This window comes from Methanocaldococcus indicus (genome assembly GCF_049554935.1).
In the GTDB taxonomy this organism is placed as follows: domain Archaea; phylum AGJL01; class Methanococci; order Methanococcales; family Methanocaldococcaceae; genus Methanocaldococcus; species Methanocaldococcus indicus.
Genome location: NZ_CP186926.1, coordinates 1,046,367 through 1,066,025 on the forward strand (window position 1 = coordinate 1,046,367; position 19,659 = coordinate 1,066,025).

The window sequence follows — 19,659 nt, forward strand, 5'->3', positions numbered from 1 at the left end:
ATTTAATAATTTTGAAATTATATAAAAATTTATATTTAAATTTTGTTATAAATTAAAATAAAGAAAAATTAAAATTCTTTAGCTGCTAAAACCATATTTTTAAGTTTATTAAAAGCTATATCTCTACTTAACAATCTCATACCACAGTCAGGGTCTATAAGTATATTATCCTTTAAATTTTTGTTTAGATATTCATTGTTCTTTAAAATTTCTAATCCTTCCATAATAAGATTTTTTATATCTTCAACACTTTCAACTTTTTTAGATTTTGTATTTATACAACCAAATCCCACCTTTTTTGGGATATTATTTAGAATTTCTAAATTTTTTCTTATTGAAGAAAATTCATGGTCTAAAATATCCACATTGAATTTAAAAAGGTCATCAGCTACTTTTGTAACATCTCCACATACATGCATAGCAATAGGTTTTTTTACACCTTTTATAGTTATATCAATAGCTTTTTTAGCAACATCTAAATCCATAATTCCTGTTGATAAAATAGGTTCATCTATCTGAATATAACTGACATGTCTCTCAATTGCTAAGAGCTCTTTATTTAAAGCAGCAGCAATATCATAAATTAAGTTTTCATCTTTATTATCAGTATAGAAATTCTCAACTCTTACAGAGCTTGCAATTGTTGAAGGTCCAGTTATGATACCTTTAATTTCTACATTTGGATTTAATTTTTTAGCTATTTTTTTTGCATAAAGAATGTCTTTTAAAGTAATAGGCTTCATAAATTCAACTTTACTTACAACTCTTTTATCTTCAAACCCAAACATATTTTTTGTAAATATCTCTATCATATCTCCTCTAACTTGCCCATCTGAAATAATATTTATTCCAGCAGATATTTGGTCTTTAACAGCTATTTCAATAGCATATTTATATTTATCATACAATCCAAATGTCTCTAAAATCTTCTCAAAAAAAGATAATTTTTCTTTGAAAATTACTGGATAACTACCAACAACAGTAGTAATCATTTTTCTCTCCTCATACAATTATTACATATCTTAATATACCCAGCTAAAAATTCTAAGGTTTGGTATATTTTATAATGTATATTTTTAGGAATCTTGTATATTATATATCCATAAATATAGCCAGTTATTACATCAACAATCCAATGCATTCCTACAATTAGTGTAGATATTGGGATTAATATAGCTAAGATGTAGAATAGGTATTTTATATTACTATCTTCATCTTTGTAATGGAGGGCTATTAAAAAAGAGTATGCTGTATGCAAAGATGGTATTTCATAAGTTGGTTTAGTGAAAATCCAAAACAAATTCATATTTATTAAATTTTTAGCAACATCAACTTGGAAAGGTGACTTTACAACAGCTATACTGTATATAATTCCAGCTAATAACCATCCAATAGCTAAATCAACCAATATAGTATCACTCTTTAAAAAATCTTTCTTTATAAATAAGTAATAGCCTATCCCAAAAATAATAACAAAAGTGAAACAATATAGATATATAAATTTAAAGAACATTATTATAAAAGATGGAAGTGTTTGAAGGATATGATAAAATTTGTAGTTACATAGAGGAAACTCTAATATTAAATGTGTAAAGTCATAGGGTTTAATTATTTGAGAATACCACATAAATCCTCCCCATAGTAGATAAGCAATAGGATAAACTAACAATCTTATTTTAATTTCTTTATTTATCATAAAATTCACCAGATTAAAGGTGGTTATTATTAAATTTTATGAAGCAATATCTAATTTTTTAAAAGAATATAAAGTTTTTTGTTATCCAGGAGAACAGATATATAAACTTTATGAAAGCTTAGAAAATAAAATATTAGTTGGAGATGAAAGAGGAGCAGGTTTTATGGCTGAAGGTTATAGTAGGATTAACAATATAGGTTTTTGCTTAGTAACAAATGGCCCAGGAATAAGTAATTTAGCAACTCCATTGGCAAATGCATATAAAGATAACACCTCTATATTAGCAATATCTGGAAGAACTGAAAGAAAGTATATAAATAAAAACTATTTCCAAGAGATTGAGATAAAGACAAATGCAAAGCAGTATTTTTTTGATACTCCTGATTTCAACAAGTTTTTAGATGCATATAACTACTCTCTAAGAAATAAAAAACCATCTTTATTAAATATTCCAGCAGATGTATTTGAAGAAGATTGTATATTTTTGGATGAGATGGATATTGATTATTCTCAAAATATAGATAATATTATTAATAAAATTAATAGTATAAAAGCTGAAAAACCTCTAATCCTAATTGGTCAGGGAATATTTGGAAACCTTAGCTATGAGGAAATATTAAAAATACCAAAAATTTTAAATAAACTTTCATTACCAATCTCTACTACCTATCCAGCAAGAGGAGTAATTGATGAATCCAAAAATATTGGTTTAGTTGGTAGGAGAGGAGATATTTCTTCATTATTAAACTCAGATAAAATTTTAAATATAGGGTCATCATTATCCTACAATACATATCCTCCAAGTATTAGAGAAAAACTTTTAAAAAAGACAATTAATATTAACTTTACACCAAATAACTTAGAAGAAATAAAATACCTATTTGAAAATATTTCATTAGAGAGTTCATTAGAATATGAAAAGAAATTTTTTTCTCCAAAGGGAGATTATTCTCAAAAAATTAATGAAATTATAAAGTATGGAGATATAATAGTTACTGATGCTGGAAAACATACAGTATTCACCTCTTTATTAAAGATTTGCAAAGAGCCAAAAACATTAATATCTTCTCATTCTTTTGGTTGTATGGGTTTTGGGTTACCTGTTGGAATAGGTGTAAAATTTGCTTTAATTGATAAAAATATTGATAAGGAAGTGTTGGTTATTTCTGGTGATGGAGGCATTTTAATGAATATTGAGGAGTTAAAGGTTATTTCTGACTACAATCTTGATATAAAAGTAGTTGTGATGAAAAACAATAAATTAGCTAATTTCACAAAAATAAAAAATCCTAATTTTATAAAAATTGCAGAAGGTTTTGGATTAGAAACAGTATATATAGAGGATATTGAAGACATTAAAGAACTTAAATATAAAAAACAAATTTTTGCTGTTGTTGAGGTTGAAGATGAAGAACTACCTAAACCAAATTTATAAAGGTGAGGATAGATGGATGAGTTATTTAACTTATTATCAAAAGATATACACTTTAATGTAACTAAATTAAACAATGAGAACTATAATCAAAATTGGAAAGTTCCTGAGGGATTTATATCAATAATTGGATTAGAAAATGCTAAGAAGCCAGTATTCTATTATGGATTAACAGATAGCTATAAAGAAAAAACAGGATTCAAAAAAATTAAAAGTGTAAAAGGAGAAAAACTATTATTTTTCAGAGTTTATTATGTATTTGATAGAAAAGATTTATTAGACAAAGAGAAGTATGTTGTTGCTAATGCATTTAATGGTTTATTGTTGGCTATAAAAATTGATAAAGATGACTTTATAAATAAAGCAATAGATACACTTACAAAAGCTTATGAAGAGGATGAATTTGTTAGAGAAAGTATAGAGTATATAAAAGAGAGCCACATGTTTGACAATATTGAAGAAGCTATTAAATTTATGGCAAATAGAGATTACAATTGGCTAATTGGAAGAATTAAATACTATGCTAAAACTTTCCAATACTCTGGTGAAGGTTACTATTTATTACCTCTAAAAACTAACTTAGAGATAACAGAGGGTTTAATTGTAGATAATGATAAAGTTATAGTAGATTTAGAGAACTGTCAGCTCTTCCAACATTATATACTCTATATTGACACAAAAAATAACAAAATTATATACAACAGAGAAAGATTATGCACTAAGATACCAAAAATTTTAAATATTAAAGTTAAAGAAGATGAGTGTCCTTGGTGTGGAGCTAAGTTAAGAGTTGTAAAAACTAAAAAAGGAGAGTTTTTAGGATGCTCAAACTATCCAAAATGTTTATATAGAAGATTTCCAAAGAAATCATAAATAACTTAAAATATTATAAATTTTATTTTGCTATCTTAGAACATATATTTTCTAAGATTTTGTCCATATTTGGAAATAACTTTTTTAGTTCATTATCAAAGATATGATACTTACCATATTTTAGATGGAGTAGTTCATGAGCAATAATAAATTTTAATTCTTCTTTTGATAACTTATTAACTAAACTTTTGTTTATATAAATTATTTTATCTTTGAGAGATACAGTAGCTATTTTCCTTTTATAATGTTTAGTTTTTATTTTAACATTATATTTTATATCTAAGGTTAAACAAAGCTCTTCAACTAATTCAGAAAGCATAATTTATCCCATTAAAATAACTTTGACAACTTCATCATACAACTTATTAGAGAGTTCTTTAATTTCCCTATGAGATATATTTAGTCCTTTTTTAGCTTTCAATAAGTCAATTAATAAAGCTTTTTTTATTTTTTCTATATCTCCTGGTAGTAAGAAATCTTTGTTTTCCAAAGATTTTAATTCCTCTTTTGTTTTACTTAATGATATATTATCATATCCCATATCTTTGAGGTAAAGATAAATATTAAAAATAACTATCTCATGTATAGGAAGGTTTTTAACTTTATCTTCATACTCTTTAACTATTTTGTATTGGAATATTGTTTCATTTAATAGATTTTCAATATTTTCTAACTTTTTAATATATCTATCCTTAATCTCTTTTAGCTTTTTATAGATTCTTCTATAAATAGGGTCTTTTTTATCTTTTATCATATCCATAAGTGTAAATAGAAAGTCAGCAAATATTACTTCTTTTTTATAGATAGGGAGTGATTTTATATCATCAGGATTAACTAATTTCAATGTTTCAAAATCACTAAACTCTAAATATTTTAAAAATTTCTCTTTAATATCTTTTGGGATAGTATATCTTTTAGGTTTTATTTGTTTATTTATAGCTGAATATAAAAATCTTAAATAATCATAAATTTTGTAATATTTTATTTTATCTGGATAAGCACCAATAACTTCAAACAGCTTTATAAGGTCTCTAAGTTGATTATATATTATTAAAAATTCTTTATTTAGAACAATTTTAGTAATTATATATTTAACATCTTCATAAGATAGTTTTTCTTCTTCAATATTGTTAATAAAGCTCTCAAAGTCCATATTTGTAATTTTCTTAAATAATTCTTTAAAATCATTAAATTTCTCTAAAAATGCTTTCCATACTAATTTAGAGTCAATAAATAAGTTCTCTATAATGTCCTCAGAAATCTCTTTTTTAATGTATAGTTCATATTTTTCAACAGCTTTTTTATAGTTCTCTATTAATATTCCTGTTAAATCTACAATTAGTCCATAATTTTTGTTTATATCTGGCCTATTTGCTCTTGCAGATGCTTGTAGTAAAAGAGAATCTTTTAAAAACTGATGTATATACAGAACTTTTAGAATTGGAGCATCAAAACCAGTTAGTAGCTTTCTATTAACTATTAATACTTTTGGATACTCTTTATTTTTAAAGTTATCAGTCCAGAGTTTATTTAGCTTATCTATATTTAATTTATATTTTTCCTCCATTTTTTCCTTAAAATTCTTTATTTCTTCATCATCATTATGCTGATGTGTAATAACAACTTGAGAAAATTCTTCATCAAAATATTTATCAAGATACTTCTTATATAGAATACAGGATTTTCTATCTTGGGTAATAATCATAGCTTTAAATTTGAAATTCTCTGTATCTTCTTTTATATGCTCAGCTATATATTTAACTGCTTTTTTTATTGTATTTTCACTTTTTAATACATCTGATATAGTTATTTTAATATCTTCATCTGGGTTTAAAAATAGATTTTCAATATCTACTTTTATTTTTTCCTCAGAAACATTTAAAAATATATCAAATTTTACAGGTCTCCATATTAATGGTAAAGTAAATTTTTCATTTATAGAGTCTCTAATAAAGAATACATCTAAATAAAACTCTTCTGGAGGATAGGCAAATTCTTTAAATGTGCTATAATCAGCTTTATGAATAGGTGTTCCAGTAAATCCTATTAATATGGCATTTTTGAAAATATAGTTTCTCAATGTTGCCAATTTTCCAGATTCAGTCCTATGCACTTCATCTCTAAGTATTAATATCTCTTTTTTATCAATCTTTAAATTTTCAAGTTCTTCTTTTAAGCTATTTTCATTAAATTTATGCATCATCAACAAATAAACTCCTTTAACAGATATATTTTTATTTTTTTCAGATTCTTTAATTTTTAAAAGAAGCTCTTTTAACTCCTTTATACTTTCTATTTTCTTGTAGCTTTCCCTAAAAGTTACATTTTTTAAGGAGAGAATAATCTCATTAAACTGCTCTTCTAATTCAATTCTATCAACAACTATAAAGACTATTGGATTTCTATTTTTGTAGATTTTGTAAAATAGCTCAGCTAAATAGATAATTTCAAATGTTTTACCACTACCTTGCCAATGCCAAATTAAACCTCTATTTTTGTTGGTTTTATTATTCAAATAGTCTGATACTCTTTTAAATGCCTTATTTACTGCAAAATATTGTATATATCTTGGAACTACTTTAGAAAGTTCTTTTTTTGAATCATGTCTATATAAAATAAAATTACATATAATATCTAAAAGTCTCTCTCTTTTCAATAAATCAAAAATGTCCTCTTCTTTTTTTATATTTTTCCATTTATATGGCTTAGTATGTCTTTCTAATCCTTCATAATTTGGGTATGTGGGTAGATAAAGCTTTTCATCAGCATAAGCTATTCCAATCTGTACATATTTAAATAAATCTGGAGCTTCTCTTTCATACCTATGTATTTGTTTAATTGCCTCTAAGTAACTATCTTCCTCTGTAAATTCTCTCTTAGCTTCAATAATTAAAATAGGAATACCATTAATAAAAAGTGTAAAATCTGGCTTAATATTCCTCTTACCTTTAAATTTTAGTTCATGAGCATAGTTAAATACATTATTGTCTATGTTATTATAATCTATTAGTTTAACTGTCTTTGAAATTATCCCTTTCCTACCTTTATCAATCTCTACCAAAATCCCATTTTTTAAAAAATCTAAAACTTCTTCAGGTTTAGCATTTCTCAGTTTATCAATAGCTTTGTTTATAAATTCTTCATCTATATTTGTATTAATATTTTTTAATTGTTTTTCTAATATAGGAATTATAATATAATCTGTAAATGCATAATCATAATAATTTTTAAGTTCTTTCCATCCTAAGCTTTCTAAATTGTTAATAATTTTATTATGTACTTTATACTCTGGAACTGGCATATTAAACACCAAAATCTGTTTATTTAATTCCAAATAATAATTTTATTAGCTTAATAGCATTAGGATTGGTTATAATTATTTATTTAAACAACAGCAATTTACCAATTATTTCAGGAGCATACATTGCTAAAATTATAATTAGAGCAATTATTATTATATCTCTTCTAACTAACTCAATCTTTTTTTCTAATTCTGTTTTAACCAATAAAACATCTTCCTTAGTAGCCAATTCACTTCTTAGCTCATCCTTTAACTCATTTTTAATTATAATCTTTATTAAGCTCAATAATAATATCATAAATCTCCTTTGCTTCTTTTTCATCCATAACCTTTTTAAGTATTAACTTATATAACTTAGCATAAGTAACAGTCATAAAATCACCAAAATTATATAAAAAGTGTGTTTTAAGTTTTTACTCTAATTTTCCCAGTTAGTAGTAAATCCATAACCTTCCATAGGGCTACCGCCCTATTGGTATACCCGGGATGCACTGCCTCGCTTCGCTCAGCAGTGCCTCTTATTTTATCTTCTTATCCTAATTTTCCCAGTTAGCAATAAATCCATTACCTTCTTTTTTGCTTTTTCTATTTGTTCTTTTTCTTTTCTTTTTATTTCTATTAAATCATCAATTGATTTTAATCTTTCAGCTATTGCTTGTTGTTCTTCTAATGGTGGGAGTGGGATTTTAAAGTTTTCAAGCATAGATTTTGATAATTCCTTAAATGTGCTTCCTCCACTTAGATTTTCAAGTAAATCTTTTTTAAACTTTAAATAATAAGCATAAAATTCAGAATTAACCAAATCATTATTTTTTGGGACTAATCCCTTACAACCTTGATTAAATGTAGATTCAGCAGTTAAAACTGCAACATAACCAACTGGTGCTCTTGTTGATATGATAATCGAACCCTTAGGAATTAAATTTAAATTACATTTTTCCAATGCTATTTTTGATATTTTTCTTTCACTATTTTCAATATAAATCTTTTCTTTTAATTTACTTAAATCTAATGGAGTTATCCAATTTATTTCCCCATTTTCCCAATATTCTAATTTTTTAGTTGATGGTGTTGTTCCAGTTTTTACATCAAATATCTTTTTAATCTCAACAACCTCCCAATCTTCTGGAATCTCTCCAATCTCTGTTTTTTTAAAGTTTTTATGCTCAAAAACTCCCTTAGTAAATAATTTTTTCATCATTCCTTTTTTTGCTTTATTTAATGTCTCAATTTGCTTCTCTATTGTTTCTATTAGTTTGTCAAAGTCATTTAATACTTTGGCTATTGCTTGTTGTTCTTCTAATGGTGGGAGTGGGATTTTTATACTCTTTAAATCTCTATAGGACAGATTTGGTTGTGCCATCTGATTAGCCATATTTAATAATTCTCTAGATTTTGAAAACAGAGCATAATATATAAAAAGTTGGTCTATTTTATTGTTTGCTACAATTTTAGCAACTCTTTGGTTTAATAATGCTGGATAGTTAAATGTATATAATCCTATTTTACCAGTGGTAGCCCCCGACAAAGCAATGACAATATCATTAGGTTTTAAAATTATATCCTCTTTTATCTCTTTAAGCTTCTTTTCAGACAAATAAACAGTTTCCTCTTTATTGAAAATTATTTTTCCTGTTTTTTTTATATTGGATATTCTTAAAAGAGGAATGCCTTCCTTTTGGAATTCTTTACTCTTAAAAGCAAAACCCTGTATTATTTTTGCAATTTCTTCCAATCTTTTAACCTCCCAATCCCCTGGAACTCTCAACTCTTCAATCTCTTTAAAATTCTCTTCTCTGTAAAATTCCATAATTAACCACCAAAAATTTTTTTTTAGAAAGAGTTTTTTTCTTCCTTTTCAATTTCTTTTAAAATATTTTTTATCTGATTTTTTAATTCTGGCATTCTTAGACATATTCAGCCTCTTTTAAAATTTCATCTTTAATCATTGGATGTAAAGCATTTTTTGTAACTAAATCAACTTTTAGTCCTAAAATATCCTCTAAATAATATTTTAAATCTACAAATTCAATTAAATCTGGAGTTTCATAAAATTCAACTAAAATATCAATATCAGAAGTTTCTTTCTGTTCCCCTCTTGCATAACTACCAAATATAGCAATAGATTTAACTTTATACCTCTCCTTTAACTCATTTTTATGCTTTCTAAGAATTTCTTTAATCTCAGAGAGAGTTTTCATTTTCTCCCTCAATGTCTTTTATAATCTTCTCAAATTCTCTTTTTATCTCTGGAATTTCGTATTTTGCAGTTTCCCAAACTACCAAATAATCCACACCAAAATACTGGTGGATTAATTTATCCCTCATCCTTGCTAATTCTCTAAATGGGATATGAGGATATTTTTCACTAATATCTTTTGGAATCTTTTTAACTGCCTCTCCAATAACTTCTAAGCATCTAATAACTGCATATTTTATTGCTTTGTTATTTATAAACTCCTCATAATCCATATCTTTTGTGAATTCAATTATATCATCCATGTAAGATAAAATATCATACAAAAATGCCTTTGTATCTCTTTTTGGCATTTAACCACCAGTTAAATATAAATAAGGTCTTCTTCAATAGATTTTTTTACGTAAGGATTGTGAATAGAGTTTTTTGTAACTAAATCAACTTTAACTCCTAATAACTCAGAAAGATAGTCCTCCAACTCTATCAACTTCAATAAACTTATTGGCTCATAGTAATCAATTAAAATATCAATATCAGAAGTTTCTGTTTGCTCTCCTCTTGCATAACTACCAAATATAGCAATAGATTTAACCTTATATTTCTCCTTTAACTCCTTTTTGTGCTTTCTGAGGATTTCTTTTATTTCTTTGAGAGTTTTCATAGTTTCACCAAAAAATAAGATTATTTTAAGAATATTTGCAATACCATAAATATGACAAGTAATAGAACTCCAATTAATAATGAATCAACTCCAGTATCATTTGAAACTAATGCTGATTTTATACCAAATAAAATTGATAATGCTCCAACTACTCCAATTAATGCTATTATTGCTCTTATCATAATTTTCACCAATAATATTTTAACCAATCTTATTAATCTCCTCTAAATAACTCTTAACAACTTCAAACTTATTCAAATACTCATTATGTAGTTTATTCAACTCATTATATACTTCTTTTAAATCTATCTCTTCCCCTTCTTCAATAGGTGAAACATACAAAGAAACATTTAAGTTGTAGTCATTCTTTTTAATCTCCTCAATATCTACAACCTTACAAAATCCATCTACATCCTTAAACTTCTTATATGCCTTTGCTATTTTCTCAATATTTTCATCAGAGAGTTTATTTAACCTTCTAATTTCTGGGTGATTGATGTATTCATTAGAGGCATTTATAAACAAGATTTTTCCTTTTCTTTCTTCTGATTTATTTTTATTTAGAACTAAAATAATTCCAGGAGCTTGTGCATTGTAAAATATCTTCTCTGGTAATAAAATAACTGCATCAATTAAATCCTCATCTACAAACTTCTTTCTTATAGCTCTTTCTCTCCCTCCTCTAAATAAAGCTCCTGTATCTATAACTATTCCAGCTTTTTCCTGAGTGTAGTAATTTATTAGTTGAATCCAAGCCCAATCAGCTGAGTTCTTATTTGGGAATCCATATTTATATATCTCTGAATGTTTTGGATTATTTTTTAATACATCCTCAGTATATCCATCTTGGTTCCATGGAGGATTTGCTACAACTTTATTGGCTTTATCTCTTTTTAGCTCTTTTAAAAAACTCTCAAACTTTGGATTTACTAAACTATCTCCAATGAATATTTTAGCATTTGATGGAGTAATGCCATGTAAGATTATGTTTAATTTAGCTAAAATTCCTGTAACTTCATTTCTTTCTTGTCCTACTAAAACAACATTGTTGTTGAATTTATACTGTTCTATTAACATAGAAGCAGAACCACAGGCAGGGTCTAAAATAATATCTCCATCCTTAGGCTCAATAATATAAGCCAACAACTTATTAACCTCTTTGGGAGTATAAACTTCTCCCTCCTTAGCTTTTGTAGGTGCAAAGTAGTTTAAAATCCATTCATAAGCATCTCCTAAGATATCATAATCTACTGATGATAAATCTACTTTACTAAATAAGTCAATAAGTTGCTGAACTATGTATTTATTTTCATTCTCAAATAGGGAAGGTAGTCCTGTTCTCCTAATTAATTCTTGTAATCCTTCTAATTTACCTCTATTTAGCTCAACAATTCTATTTAAGGCATTTATAAATTCTTCTGGAGAGTTTTTAACATTGTTCCAAGTATATAGTTTATTATTTTCAATATCATAAAGTTCTAAAACTTCCTCATTAGCTAAAATATAAACATCTTCATCATCCAAATCTTTATGCTCTTCTCTAAGTTTCTCCACAGTTTTAAGATAGATATCACTTATAGCTTTATAGAAGAGAAATAGCAAAAGAACTTTGTAATCTACTTGAGTTCTAATTAAATCAGCTCCTTGCTTTAATAAGGAAATTAGCTTATCTTTTGTTAATCTATTTATTTTTTCCATTTTATCAACAATTCTATATATCTTCTTCCTTTTATCTTTACTATCTTGCTTTTTCTCTAAATATCCTGCATTTACTAACTTGGATAAAACTTCTGCCACATTTTCATACTTTACTTTAAGAACTTTTTCAGCATTTTCATAAGTAAATGGGAAGTATCCAAACTTTTCCTTTAATATTTCATAGGCTTTTATGAATCTTGGCTCTAACATTCTACCACCAAATAGATAGTTATTATTATATTATAACTATGTTTTTTTGTATATATACTTTATGTTTAAATAAATAGTTGTAAAAATAATACAATCTAAAAAATAAGGTGAATATATGTTAAAAAACTATGCTCTCAAAGTTTTAAATAAATCATTAGAACAAGATATAGGATTTTTTGATGTATCAACTGAAATTTTTGGAAATAAAGAAGGGAGAGCAATAATATTAGCTAAAGAAAAATGTGTTTTGTGTGGTATAGATTTTATTAAAGAGTTTTTTGAGAGTTATAATCTAAAATGTAAAAAATTAGCTAATGATGGAGATTTAGTTTTTGGAGAGATTTTGGAAATAGAAGGAAAAATAAAGGATATTCTTCTTTTAGAGAGGACAGCTTTAAACTTTTTAATGCACCTTTCAGGAGTATCTACAAAAACATACAACATAATTCAAAAAGTTAGAGAAGTAAATAAAAATGTAAGAATTGCTGGGACAAGAAAGACTCTACCTCTTTTAGCACCTCTTCAAAAGTATGCTATATATATAGCTGGTGGAGATACTCACAGATTTAGATTAGATGACTGTATAATGATTAAAGACAACCATATTAAAGCTTTTGGAATGAGAGATGCTATAAAAAAAGTTAGAGAAAAAGTAAGTTTTACAAAAAAGATAGAGGTAGAAGTAAATAATTTCACTGAATTAAAGATTGCATTAGAGGAAAAAGTAGATATTGTTATGTTGGATAACTTTAAACCAAAAGATGTATGTAGAGCTTTAAATATAATAAATAACTTTTACAAAGAAACAAGTTATAGGCCAATAGTTGAAGTTAGTGGAGGAATAAATGAAGATAATATTTTAGAATATGCTAAATATAAAGTAGATGTTATTTCATTAGGTTGCTTAACTCACTCAGTTAAAGCTGTTGATATGAGCTTAGATATTGTGTAGGAGGATATGATGGAGATAATAGAAACTCCTAAATATATCAAGGAAGAAATTCTTAAATATATAAATAATGAAACTGAAATTTTAGATGAGCTAAAATTTCTATGTAACTGTAATAAGAAGTTTTATGAAATTAGAAAATTAACAGCAGAGATGAGGATGAAACTATACAAGCCAATTATTGAACTCCACTTATGTTTAGCTTTTAATGATTTAAATGGACAACTTATAAGTATTGAAGATGATTCTCATGAATTTTCTAAAGAGTTGGATATGAACCTAAAAATTGATTATATGTTTTTATATAACAACAATAAGAAAGTGTTTATTAGCCATAGATTTTGGGATATAAAGAATCCAAATTCAAAAGAGCATTTTAAAATATTTCATATAAGAGCATCAGAACTAAGAGTTATAAATGAGACAAATATAGAAAATATATACTTTGTTCATTCTTATACTCATAACTATACTCAGTATCTTGCAACATCCATAATAAACATAAATAAATTAAGAAAATATTTAAATGACAAATTAAATATTATAAATAACCAAAAAGACCTTATATATGTAATTTGTGAGCCAGATTATATATTTCTATTTTAATTTTGCTTTAAAGCTTTTATAACCTCTTCTTTTAGGATGTCATATATTTTCCTCTTATACTCTAAGAATTCAACACTTGTCCTATCTCTTGGTCTTGGTAAATCAATCTTTACAATATCCTTTATTCTTCCAGGCCTTGCTGTTAGAACAACAACTCTATCAGAGAGATATATTGCCTCATCAATACTATGAGTTACAAAAAATACAGTTTTTTTATCTTTTTCCCAAATTTTTAATAGTTCATTTTGTAAAATTACTCTTGTTTGAGCATCTAAGGCAGCAAATGGTTCATCCATTAAAACAATTTCAGGATTGTTTGCTAATGTCCTTGCTATTGCAACTCTTTGCTGCATTCCTCCACTAAGTTGCCAAGGATATGCATCTTCAAATCCTTCTAATCCAACCATTTTAATAAACTTTTTAGCAATCTCAATTCTTTCATTTTTAGGAATTCCTTTAATCTCTAAACCAAAAGTCACATTTTTTAGGACAGTTCTCCAAGGCATTAATGTATATTGTTGAAAAACTACACCTCTATCTGCTCCAGGTCCTTTAACCTCTCTACCATCTAATAAAATCTTTCCCTCTGTTGGTTTGTCTAATCCTGCAATAATCCTTAATAATGTTGTCTTTCCACAACCACTTGGACCCATAACTGTTAAAAATTCATTTTCATAAACATCCAAGTTTATATTTTCAAGAGCTTTAACCTTATTCCTATTGTATTCAAAAATCTTTGTAAGATTTTCAATCTTTAACTTTACATTCATTTATTTCACTTTTTTAGTTTTTAAGTTTAATATTTCTAAAATTTTGTATTGGAGTTATAAATATATAATATTGATTAATTTTTTTAACTAAAAATCTTTAGGGTGTTAATAATTATGGACTTGAAAGAGAAAGTAGCAAAAGAGGCATTAAAGTATATTAAAGATGGATATGTTGTGGGGTTAGGTAGTGGTTCAACAGCAGCAATATTTATTAGAGAACTTGCAAAAAAGATGGAAGAAGAAGATTTAAATGTTTTTGGAATTCCAACATCTTATGAAGCAAGATTTTTAGCTATTCAGTATGGTATTCCATTAGTTAGTTTAGATGAGTATGATATTGATTTAGCTGTTGATGGTGCTGATGAAGTTGATAAAAATTTAAATTTAATTAAAGGAGGTGGAGGTTGCCACACATTGGAGAAGATTGTTGATTACAATGCAAAGAAGTTTATTGTTATTGTTGATGAGTCAAAATTAGTTAATAGTTTAGGAGAAAAGTTTCCTATTCCTGTTGAAGTTTTACCAGTAGCATATAGAACAGTTATGAAAGAACTTTCTAATTATGGAAATGCTGTTATTAGATTAGCTGAAAGAAAAAGAGGACCAATAATTACTGACAATGGAAACTTTATTATTGATTTGTATGCTAAAAATATAGATAATCCAAAAGAGTTGGAGAGAGAAATAAATACAATCCCAGGAGTTGTAGAAAATGGAATATTTACAAAAGTTGATGAGGTGTTAGTAGCAACTAAAAAAGAAGTAAAAAAGTTAAAGAAATAAAAAGGTTAAAATAATAAATAATTAATTACTATTTTTAAATATTTATAAGAAATTTCCTAATTAACTTTTCCTGCTTATATCCTATATCATATTATCTTTATTAAGATTAAATTATAAATTATAAATAACATAAAAATTAAGTTATTATTAAAGATAATATAATATTTATGAGGTAAATATTATGATAACAATATCTGAAAACTCCAAAGCTGAGGATTTAGTAGAATTAGCAAAAGCTATTCATTTTTTAGTTAATAAACTTCCTGTAGCAATGAGAAGTAAGAACTATCCTGGTGTTAGAGTAGAAAAAGGAGATGTTGTAGATAAAAATTATGAAGGTTATGTTTTAAAAGTGGCTATACAGATAGGAAGGACTATAAAAGCTACTCCAATAACTGGACCTTATAAAGGTTTGCCAGTTATAGTAACTCCTCTAAAAGATAAGGATAACAATATAGTTGGAGTTGTTGGTGTAGTAGATATAACTGCTGGAATATTTGATGATATACTAACATTAGCAAGACGTCCAGAACTTTATAAATTCCTACCAGATGATGCATTTCCAAAATAAATATTTTTTGATGTTTATGGAAATAATAGTATTAAAAGAAATAGATAGCACCAATAATTATGCAAAAAAGTTAATTGACAAAAATAAGAACAATTTTGTTGTTTTAGCTAATAAACAAACTAATGGTAGAGGTAGATTAGATAGAAAATGGATATCTAATGAAGGAGGATTATATTTTAGTTTAGTTAAAGATTTTTCAGATATTTATCCTATTTTAACACCTTTAGCAATAGTTAAAACACTTAAACTATTCAATATAGATGCTAAAATAAAATTTCCAAATGACATAACTATTAATAATAAAAAGCTATCAGGAATTTTAATTGAGAGTTATAAAGATAGAGTTATTATTGGAATAGGAATAAACTTCTATAATAAAGTTGAATTAGATACAGCAATATCAATATATGATTTAAATACATTTGTTGATAGATTAGAATTTTTATTTAAATTTTTGGAAATATTTAATAAATATTTAAAAAAAGATAAAAACCAAATATTAGATGAATATAAAAAATATTCTTCCACTTTAAACCAAAAAGTTAAATTAATTTTGCCAAATAAAGTAGTTGAAGGTTTTGTTAGGGATATAGATTTTGATGGAATTACTTTAAAAATAGGAGATAGAGAAGTTAAATATCCTACTGGGGAAGTAGTGCATTTAAGAATTTAGTTTAAAGGTTTTGATATACAAAATTCACATAAAGAATATTTATTAAGTTGCTTATTTTTAACTGGACAGTAATAGATATTTCCTTTTTTTATGATTTTTAAACCTCCAGGAAATATTAAATATTCAGGATGGAAAGGTTTTTTGGCTATAAATCTTAAATATGGACAAATAATCTTAGAAAGTTTAATAAACTTCTCTTCTTCTTTTGTATTGTATCTCCTAAAATTTTCAATCCTCTCAATTAATTTTCTATATAGATTTTCATCTATCTCATAATCCTCTATATCTTCTAAATTTAGTCTCTTTAATTCTTTAAAAGTATCTAAAAAGTATTTGAGCATAGCATTTATGTAGCTCTCCCTATACTTCTCAGGGAGATATTTAGCATCTTTTTCTAAGAAAACCTTTATATCTATAATATCATATATTCCAAAATCTTTTGCCTCTTCTTTCAACTTTTTTAATAACTCCTTAGCTTTCACAACAACCACTCAATCATAAAGCATAATGCTGAAACTAACAAAGCCCCAACAACTAATTTTAGTCCAGATATTATAATGTTCTCATGAGATATTCTTCCAATATATATTCCTAATATAAACAACAACAATATAGTTATTAATATAGATATGTATAATGCTAATGTTATTTTAAATACAAAGAATGGTATTATTGGTAAGACAGAGCCAAAAGTTGTAGATACCCCATCAATAATTCCACATACAATACATTCATTTATAGCTTTTTTATATAAAATTGATTTTTTTAAATATCCCTTATTTTTTAATAAACTTTTTTCTTTTTGTATTCTTTCTCTTTCTAATGATGCTCTTTCAGCTGTTAATGCTCCTAAAATATTTGATAAACCATTAGCTATTCCTCCACCTAAACCAGCAGATATAATGGTTGTTGCATCTCCTGAAACACTTGCTCCTATAACTACTCCCAAAACAGATAAAGACCCATCTATTAAGCCTCTAACTATATACCTTACTGTTGATTCATTTTTTAAAATATCTTTTATTTTAACCCGTATTCTTATCACCTACAATTTTAGTATATCTTTCAAATCATAACCTCTTAAAATTTTCTCTCTAATAACTTTTTCTTTATTTTTAATTTCAATAACTCTTTTTAATATTTTATCTAAGTCTTCTTTTTTTATTACCACCACTCCATTAATATCTCCTACTATTATATCTCCTGGATAAACTGTTATATTATCTATTTCAATTGGAATATTTATTTTTCCTCTATCTAATGGTTTTCCAGCTTTTGGATTAACACCTCTTGCAAATACAGGAAAATTTAATTTTTTTATATCTTCTAAGTCCCTAACATATCCATCTATAACAACTCCTTTCACACCTTTAACTTTACAGTTTAAAGTAGCCAATCCTCCAAAAACAGCCAAATTTCCATGAACTTTAACAACTAAAACTTTATTTCTTGCATAAGAAATTGCTTTAACAACAGTTCCCCAATCTTTTTCATCTACTTCAACAGTAACAGCTTCTCCATACACAACTTTATCAATATCTATTATAGGTTTTAGATTCAAAGTATATGCCCCTGCATCAGATAGGTTTGGAGTAGATATATTTTTAAACATAACTATCCACTGAAATATAGATACCAACTAATTGGCTCTAAAAATCCTGCAATAGAGATGAATATAAATGCTAAAATAAAGAGTAGAAATAACTTATTTTTAGATAAAGATTTATTTACAACTGGATATATTTTGTTTGCTAACTCTACTCCCAAAACAATAGATATAGCAAAACCTAAGAATTCAAAAGTTCCATGTATTAATACATATTTTAAAGCAGTAAATTTCAATTTATATCCAATAATCCCTGTTAAAGGATTTAAAACTGCTATAATAAAGAGAATTGTTAAATATTTCTCATATCTTTTTTTATCTTCATTATCTTTTTTAGCTAAGTATGCAAATAATGCAAAAACAAAAATAATAACTAAACATCCAGTAAAATTAGATATTATATATGATAAAGCGCAATCTAAATATGGGTTGTTAGTTGCTGATGATACAGTCATTGAAACTACTTCATACTTTGCTGTTCCAACTGTTTTAATTGTATCTAAAGTAATTTCAATAGTTTTTTTAGATTTAAATAAATTTGATAAGTAATATATTAATTTTCCTAATGAAAAAGAGAATAAGAAACCTAACCAACACAATATATAAGTTAAAAAAATTTTTTTATATAATGGAAGATTTAAATATTTTTTAATCATTTACAACATCCTTATAGGTCTTATAGCCCCACAAGCCATACATTTTAACATGTGTATTCTACCTTCTTTAATAATCTTAGTATCTGGCTTACCACATTCTCTACAAATGACATACTCTCTTAAGAATGAGTTGATTCTATCTTTTAACAATTCAGGGCTAATTTTTCTTTGTAAAATTAATCTTCCACCTTCAACTGTTCCAGCACTACCAGTTTCTTTTAATAAATATTTAGCAAAGAAGTTCTCATCTCTATTCATTGCTTTAGCAAGTTCTCTGAAATTTCTAATTATAGTTTTATTACCTTCAATAATTACCTCTATTGGAGGTAGCTCAAACCTATCTTTTTCAAAAACATAATCAGGAATTTGTTCTCTTGCTCTTTTTAAAAGTGTTTTATAGTCATATAAATCAAGTTCATCAACTTTCATATCTCTTCACTTATCTTATTCTTTTCTTATTAACTTTTTTATTTTGCCATGAGTATTTTCTCATTCTTGGGTTTGGATATCCACATGCTGCACATCTTTTTTTTCTTACATGATAAGCTCTTCTTCCACATCTTCTACATCTTATATGATAACTTCCTTTATTTCTTTTACCCATTGATGGTGTTCCTTTTGTCATTTATTTCCCTCCTTATAAGTTATAAATAATTTTTAATTTTACCAATTTGAGTAGTTAGAGAATAATAGGGATATAATGTATAAATAATGTATAAAAAGGTTTCATTAGTTATTATTAGTATCTTATATAAAAAAGTTATAATTAAGATTTTAATATAGTTTTTAAATACTGTATTGGAACATGAATTATATAACCTATAACTCCTAATAATGTTATTCCAAAAGCTGTTACTTTTGCAACTTGTATATATTCATCTTTTGTAGGTTTTTTTAAAACCAACCAAACTCTTTTACATTCTTCAATAAATTCTTTAAAATCTTCTATAATTCTATATATTTCTGTTTTATCCATA

25 protein-coding genes and 1 pseudogene are annotated in these 19,659 nt (G+C 26.0%); 7 read left to right on the forward strand and 19 right to left on the reverse strand.

Features of this window, described 5'->3' with window-relative positions; translation table 11 throughout:
- Positions 1 to 68: 68 nt before the first annotated feature.
- Both ACPB8Q_RS06000 and ACPB8Q_RS06005 read right to left on the reverse strand, forming a co-directional pair.
- On the reverse strand, positions 69 to 992 hold the full coding sequence (locus tag ACPB8Q_RS06000) for a methionine synthase (RefSeq protein ID WP_423792277.1): 924 nt from the start codon (positions 990 to 992) through the stop codon (positions 69 to 71).
- Positions 989 to 1,693: a phosphatase PAP2 family protein gene (locus ACPB8Q_RS06005; protein ID WP_423793418.1), complete on the reverse strand. Its 705-nt coding sequence runs from the start codon at positions 1,691 to 1,693 to the stop codon at positions 989 to 991. Before ACPB8Q_RS06005 ends, ACPB8Q_RS06000 begins: the two co-directional genes overlap by 4 nt.
- Positions 1,694 to 1,715: 22 nt before the next feature.
- Here ACPB8Q_RS06005 and ACPB8Q_RS06010 point away from each other — a divergent pair, with 22 nt between their 5' ends.
- Together ACPB8Q_RS06010 and ACPB8Q_RS06015 are read left to right on the forward strand one after the other, a co-directional pair.
- Positions 1,716 to 3,131, forward strand: coding sequence for a thiamine pyrophosphate-binding protein (locus ACPB8Q_RS06010; RefSeq protein WP_423792278.1), 1,416 nt, complete (start codon positions 1,716 to 1,718; stop codon positions 3,129 to 3,131).
- A 12-nt stretch (positions 3,132 to 3,143) separates the two neighbouring features.
- Positions 3,144 to 4,001: a topoisomerase DNA-binding C4 zinc finger domain-containing protein gene (locus ACPB8Q_RS06015; RefSeq protein WP_423792279.1), complete on the forward strand. Its 858-nt coding sequence runs from the start codon at positions 3,144 to 3,146 to the stop codon at positions 3,999 to 4,001.
- Positions 4,002 to 4,023: 22 nt separating this feature from the next.
- Here the strand turns inward: ACPB8Q_RS06015 and ACPB8Q_RS06020 are convergent, their stop codons facing one another.
- From ACPB8Q_RS06020 to ACPB8Q_RS06060, 9 genes and pseudogenes are all read right to left on the reverse strand, one after another.
- The gene (locus ACPB8Q_RS06020; RefSeq protein ID WP_423792281.1) at positions 4,024 to 4,320 is read right to left on the reverse strand and encodes a M48 family metalloprotease; all 297 of its coding nucleotides are present in this window, start codon (positions 4,318 to 4,320) and stop codon (positions 4,024 to 4,026) included.
- A 3-nt stretch (positions 4,321 to 4,323) separates the two neighbouring features.
- On the reverse strand, positions 4,324 to 7,302 hold the full coding sequence (locus ACPB8Q_RS06025; protein ID WP_423792282.1) for an HsdR family type I site-specific deoxyribonuclease: 2,979 nt from the start codon (positions 7,300 to 7,302) through the stop codon (positions 4,324 to 4,326).
- Between the two features lie 79 nt (positions 7,303 to 7,381).
- Positions 7,382 to 7,676 (reverse strand): annotated as a pseudogene (locus ACPB8Q_RS06030) (hypothetical protein).
- A 149-nt stretch (positions 7,677 to 7,825) separates the two neighbouring features.
- Entirely contained in the window at positions 7,826 to 9,112 is a 1,287-nt protein-coding gene (locus tag ACPB8Q_RS06035; protein ID WP_423792283.1) for a restriction endonuclease subunit S, read from the reverse strand.
- A gap of 97 nt (positions 9,113 to 9,209) precedes the next feature.
- Positions 9,210 to 9,503: a nucleotidyltransferase family protein gene (locus ACPB8Q_RS06040; RefSeq protein ID WP_423792285.1), complete on the reverse strand. Its 294-nt coding sequence runs from the start codon at positions 9,501 to 9,503 to the stop codon at positions 9,210 to 9,212.
- Positions 9,487 to 9,852, reverse strand: a complete 366-nt coding sequence (locus ACPB8Q_RS06045) for a DUF86 domain-containing protein (protein WP_423792286.1) — start codon at positions 9,850 to 9,852, stop codon at positions 9,487 to 9,489. Before ACPB8Q_RS06045 ends, ACPB8Q_RS06040 begins: the two co-directional genes overlap by 17 nt.
- An 11-nt stretch (positions 9,853 to 9,863) precedes the next feature.
- Positions 9,864 to 10,160, reverse strand: coding sequence for a nucleotidyltransferase family protein (locus ACPB8Q_RS06050; protein ID WP_423792287.1), 297 nt, complete (start codon positions 10,158 to 10,160; stop codon positions 9,864 to 9,866).
- A 20-nt stretch (positions 10,161 to 10,180) separates the two neighbouring features.
- Positions 10,181 to 10,342 (reverse strand): hypothetical protein, encoded by a 162-nt coding sequence (locus ACPB8Q_RS06055; protein ID WP_423792288.1) that lies wholly within the window; start codon positions 10,340 to 10,342, stop codon positions 10,181 to 10,183.
- A gap of 19 nt (positions 10,343 to 10,361) precedes the next feature.
- Positions 10,362 to 12,068, reverse strand: coding sequence for an N-6 DNA methylase (locus ACPB8Q_RS06060; protein WP_423792289.1), 1,707 nt, complete (start codon positions 12,066 to 12,068; stop codon positions 10,362 to 10,364).
- 115 nt (positions 12,069 to 12,183) lie between these two features.
- Between ACPB8Q_RS06060 and nadC the strand changes: the two genes are divergently transcribed.
- Together nadC and ACPB8Q_RS06070 are read left to right on the forward strand one after the other, a co-directional pair.
- The gene (nadC, locus tag ACPB8Q_RS06065) at positions 12,184 to 13,020 is read left to right on the forward strand and encodes a nicotinate-nucleotide diphosphorylase (RefSeq protein ID WP_423792290.1); all 837 of its coding nucleotides are present in this window, start codon (positions 12,184 to 12,186) and stop codon (positions 13,018 to 13,020) included.
- A 6-nt stretch (positions 13,021 to 13,026) separates the two neighbouring features.
- Positions 13,027 to 13,623, forward strand: coding sequence for a hypothetical protein (locus tag ACPB8Q_RS06070; RefSeq protein ID WP_423792291.1), 597 nt, complete (start codon positions 13,027 to 13,029; stop codon positions 13,621 to 13,623).
- Here the strand turns inward: ACPB8Q_RS06070 and ACPB8Q_RS06075 are convergent.
- The gene (locus ACPB8Q_RS06075; protein WP_423792292.1) at positions 13,620 to 14,393 is read right to left on the reverse strand and encodes an ABC transporter ATP-binding protein; all 774 of its coding nucleotides are present in this window, start codon (positions 14,391 to 14,393) and stop codon (positions 13,620 to 13,622) included. The two genes, ACPB8Q_RS06070 and ACPB8Q_RS06075, sit on opposite strands and share 4 nt — an antisense overlap.
- Before the next feature lie 114 nt (positions 14,394 to 14,507).
- Here ACPB8Q_RS06075 and rpiA point away from each other — a divergent pair, with 114 nt between their 5' ends.
- The 3 genes from rpiA to ACPB8Q_RS06090 all read left to right on the forward strand — a co-directional run bounded on the left by rpiA (position 14,508) and on the right by ACPB8Q_RS06090 (position 16,420).
- Positions 14,508 to 15,176: a ribose-5-phosphate isomerase A gene (gene rpiA / locus ACPB8Q_RS06080; RefSeq protein ID WP_423792293.1), complete on the forward strand. Its 669-nt coding sequence runs from the start codon at positions 14,508 to 14,510 to the stop codon at positions 15,174 to 15,176.
- A 181-nt stretch (positions 15,177 to 15,357) separates the two neighbouring features.
- On the forward strand, positions 15,358 to 15,747 hold the full coding sequence (locus ACPB8Q_RS06085; protein WP_423792294.1) for a DUF2111 domain-containing protein: 390 nt from the start codon (positions 15,358 to 15,360) through the stop codon (positions 15,745 to 15,747).
- A 16-nt stretch (positions 15,748 to 15,763) separates the two neighbouring features.
- Positions 15,764 to 16,420, forward strand: coding sequence for a biotin--[acetyl-CoA-carboxylase] ligase (locus tag ACPB8Q_RS06090; protein ID WP_423792295.1), 657 nt, complete (start codon positions 15,764 to 15,766; stop codon positions 16,418 to 16,420).
- Here ACPB8Q_RS06090 and ACPB8Q_RS06095 read toward each other — a convergent pair.
- The 7 genes from ACPB8Q_RS06095 to ACPB8Q_RS06125 form a co-directional block, all read right to left on the reverse strand.
- Entirely contained in the window at positions 16,417 to 16,902 is a 486-nt protein-coding gene (locus ACPB8Q_RS06095; RefSeq protein WP_423792297.1) for a DUF2115 domain-containing protein, read from the reverse strand. The genes ACPB8Q_RS06090 and ACPB8Q_RS06095 overlap by 4 nt on opposite strands.
- Positions 16,899 to 17,465 (reverse strand): TIGR00267 family protein, encoded by a 567-nt coding sequence (locus ACPB8Q_RS06100; protein WP_423792298.1) that lies wholly within the window; start codon positions 17,463 to 17,465, stop codon positions 16,899 to 16,901. The genes ACPB8Q_RS06095 and ACPB8Q_RS06100 overlap by 4 nt, the downstream gene beginning before the upstream one ends.
- Complete coding sequence (locus ACPB8Q_RS06105) at positions 17,466 to 18,032, reverse strand: RraA family protein (RefSeq protein WP_423792299.1); 567 nt, start codon at positions 18,030 to 18,032, stop codon at positions 17,466 to 17,468.
- A 2-nt stretch (positions 18,033 to 18,034) separates the two neighbouring features.
- Positions 18,035 to 18,682: a hypothetical protein gene (locus ACPB8Q_RS06110; RefSeq protein WP_423792300.1), complete on the reverse strand. Its 648-nt coding sequence runs from the start codon at positions 18,680 to 18,682 to the stop codon at positions 18,035 to 18,037.
- Positions 18,683 to 19,111 (reverse strand): translation initiation factor aIF-2 subunit beta, encoded by a 429-nt coding sequence (locus ACPB8Q_RS06115; RefSeq protein ID WP_423792301.1) that lies wholly within the window; start codon positions 19,109 to 19,111, stop codon positions 18,683 to 18,685.
- Positions 19,112 to 19,121: 10 nt separating this feature from the next.
- Positions 19,122 to 19,307, reverse strand: a complete 186-nt coding sequence (locus tag ACPB8Q_RS06120; RefSeq protein WP_423792302.1) for a 50S ribosomal protein L37e — start codon at positions 19,305 to 19,307, stop codon at positions 19,122 to 19,124.
- Between the two features lie 141 nt (positions 19,308 to 19,448).
- On the reverse strand, positions 19,449 to 19,658 hold the full coding sequence (locus ACPB8Q_RS06125) for a preprotein translocase subunit SecE (RefSeq protein ID WP_423792303.1): 210 nt from the start codon (positions 19,656 to 19,658) through the stop codon (positions 19,449 to 19,451).
- Position 19,659: the final 1 nt, after the last annotated feature.

Bases quoted from the DNA above. Each gene is read 5' to 3' on its own strand.
- ACPB8Q_RS06000 (WP_423792277.1), bottom strand. From the start codon at position 992: ATGATTACTACTGTTGTTGGTAGTTATCCAGTAATTTTCAAAGAAAAA.
- ACPB8Q_RS06015 (WP_423792279.1), top strand. From the start codon at position 3,144: ATGGATGAGTTATTTAACTTATTATCAAAAGATATACACTTTAATGTA.
- ACPB8Q_RS06020 (WP_423792281.1), bottom strand. From the start codon at position 4,320: ATGCTTTCTGAATTAGTTGAAGAGCTTTGTTTAACCTTAGATATAAAA.
- ACPB8Q_RS06025 (WP_423792282.1), bottom strand. From the start codon at position 7,302: ATGCCAGTTCCAGAGTATAAAGTACATAATAAAATTATTAACAATTTA.
- ACPB8Q_RS06035 (WP_423792283.1), bottom strand. From the start codon at position 9,112: ATGGAATTTTACAGAGAAGAGAATTTTAAAGAGATTGAAGAGTTGAGA.
- ACPB8Q_RS06040 (WP_423792285.1), bottom strand. From the start codon at position 9,503: ATGAAAACTCTCTCTGAGATTAAAGAAATTCTTAGAAAGCATAAAAAT.
- ACPB8Q_RS06045 (WP_423792286.1), bottom strand. From the start codon at position 9,852: ATGCCAAAAAGAGATACAAAGGCATTTTTGTATGATATTTTATCTTAC.
- ACPB8Q_RS06050 (WP_423792287.1), bottom strand. From the start codon at position 10,160: ATGAAAACTCTCAAAGAAATAAAAGAAATCCTCAGAAAGCACAAAAAG.
- ACPB8Q_RS06055 (WP_423792288.1), bottom strand. From the start codon at position 10,342: ATGATAAGAGCAATAATAGCATTAATTGGAGTAGTTGGAGCATTATCA.
- ACPB8Q_RS06060 (WP_423792289.1), bottom strand. From the start codon at position 12,068: ATGTTAGAGCCAAGATTCATAAAAGCCTATGAAATATTAAAGGAAAAG.
- nadC (WP_423792290.1), top strand. From the start codon at position 12,184: ATGTTAAAAAACTATGCTCTCAAAGTTTTAAATAAATCATTAGAACAA.
- ACPB8Q_RS06070 (WP_423792291.1), top strand. From the start codon at position 13,027: ATGATGGAGATAATAGAAACTCCTAAATATATCAAGGAAGAAATTCTT.
- ACPB8Q_RS06075 (WP_423792292.1), bottom strand. From the start codon at position 14,393: ATGAATGTAAAGTTAAAGATTGAAAATCTTACAAAGATTTTTGAATAC.
- rpiA (WP_423792293.1), top strand. From the start codon at position 14,508: ATGGACTTGAAAGAGAAAGTAGCAAAAGAGGCATTAAAGTATATTAAA.
- ACPB8Q_RS06085 (WP_423792294.1), top strand. From the start codon at position 15,358: ATGATAACAATATCTGAAAACTCCAAAGCTGAGGATTTAGTAGAATTA.
- ACPB8Q_RS06090 (WP_423792295.1), top strand. From the start codon at position 15,764: ATGGAAATAATAGTATTAAAAGAAATAGATAGCACCAATAATTATGCA.
- ACPB8Q_RS06105 (WP_423792299.1), bottom strand. From the start codon at position 18,032: ATGTTTAAAAATATATCTACTCCAAACCTATCTGATGCAGGGGCATAT.
- ACPB8Q_RS06110 (WP_423792300.1), bottom strand. From the start codon at position 18,682: ATGATTAAAAAATATTTAAATCTTCCATTATATAAAAAAATTTTTTTA.
- ACPB8Q_RS06115 (WP_423792301.1), bottom strand. From the start codon at position 19,111: ATGAAAGTTGATGAACTTGATTTATATGACTATAAAACACTTTTAAAA.
- ACPB8Q_RS06120 (WP_423792302.1), bottom strand. From the start codon at position 19,307: ATGACAAAAGGAACACCATCAATGGGTAAAAGAAATAAAGGAAGTTAT.
- ACPB8Q_RS06125 (WP_423792303.1), bottom strand. From the start codon at position 19,658: ATGGATAAAACAGAAATATATAGAATTATAGAAGATTTTAAAGAATTT.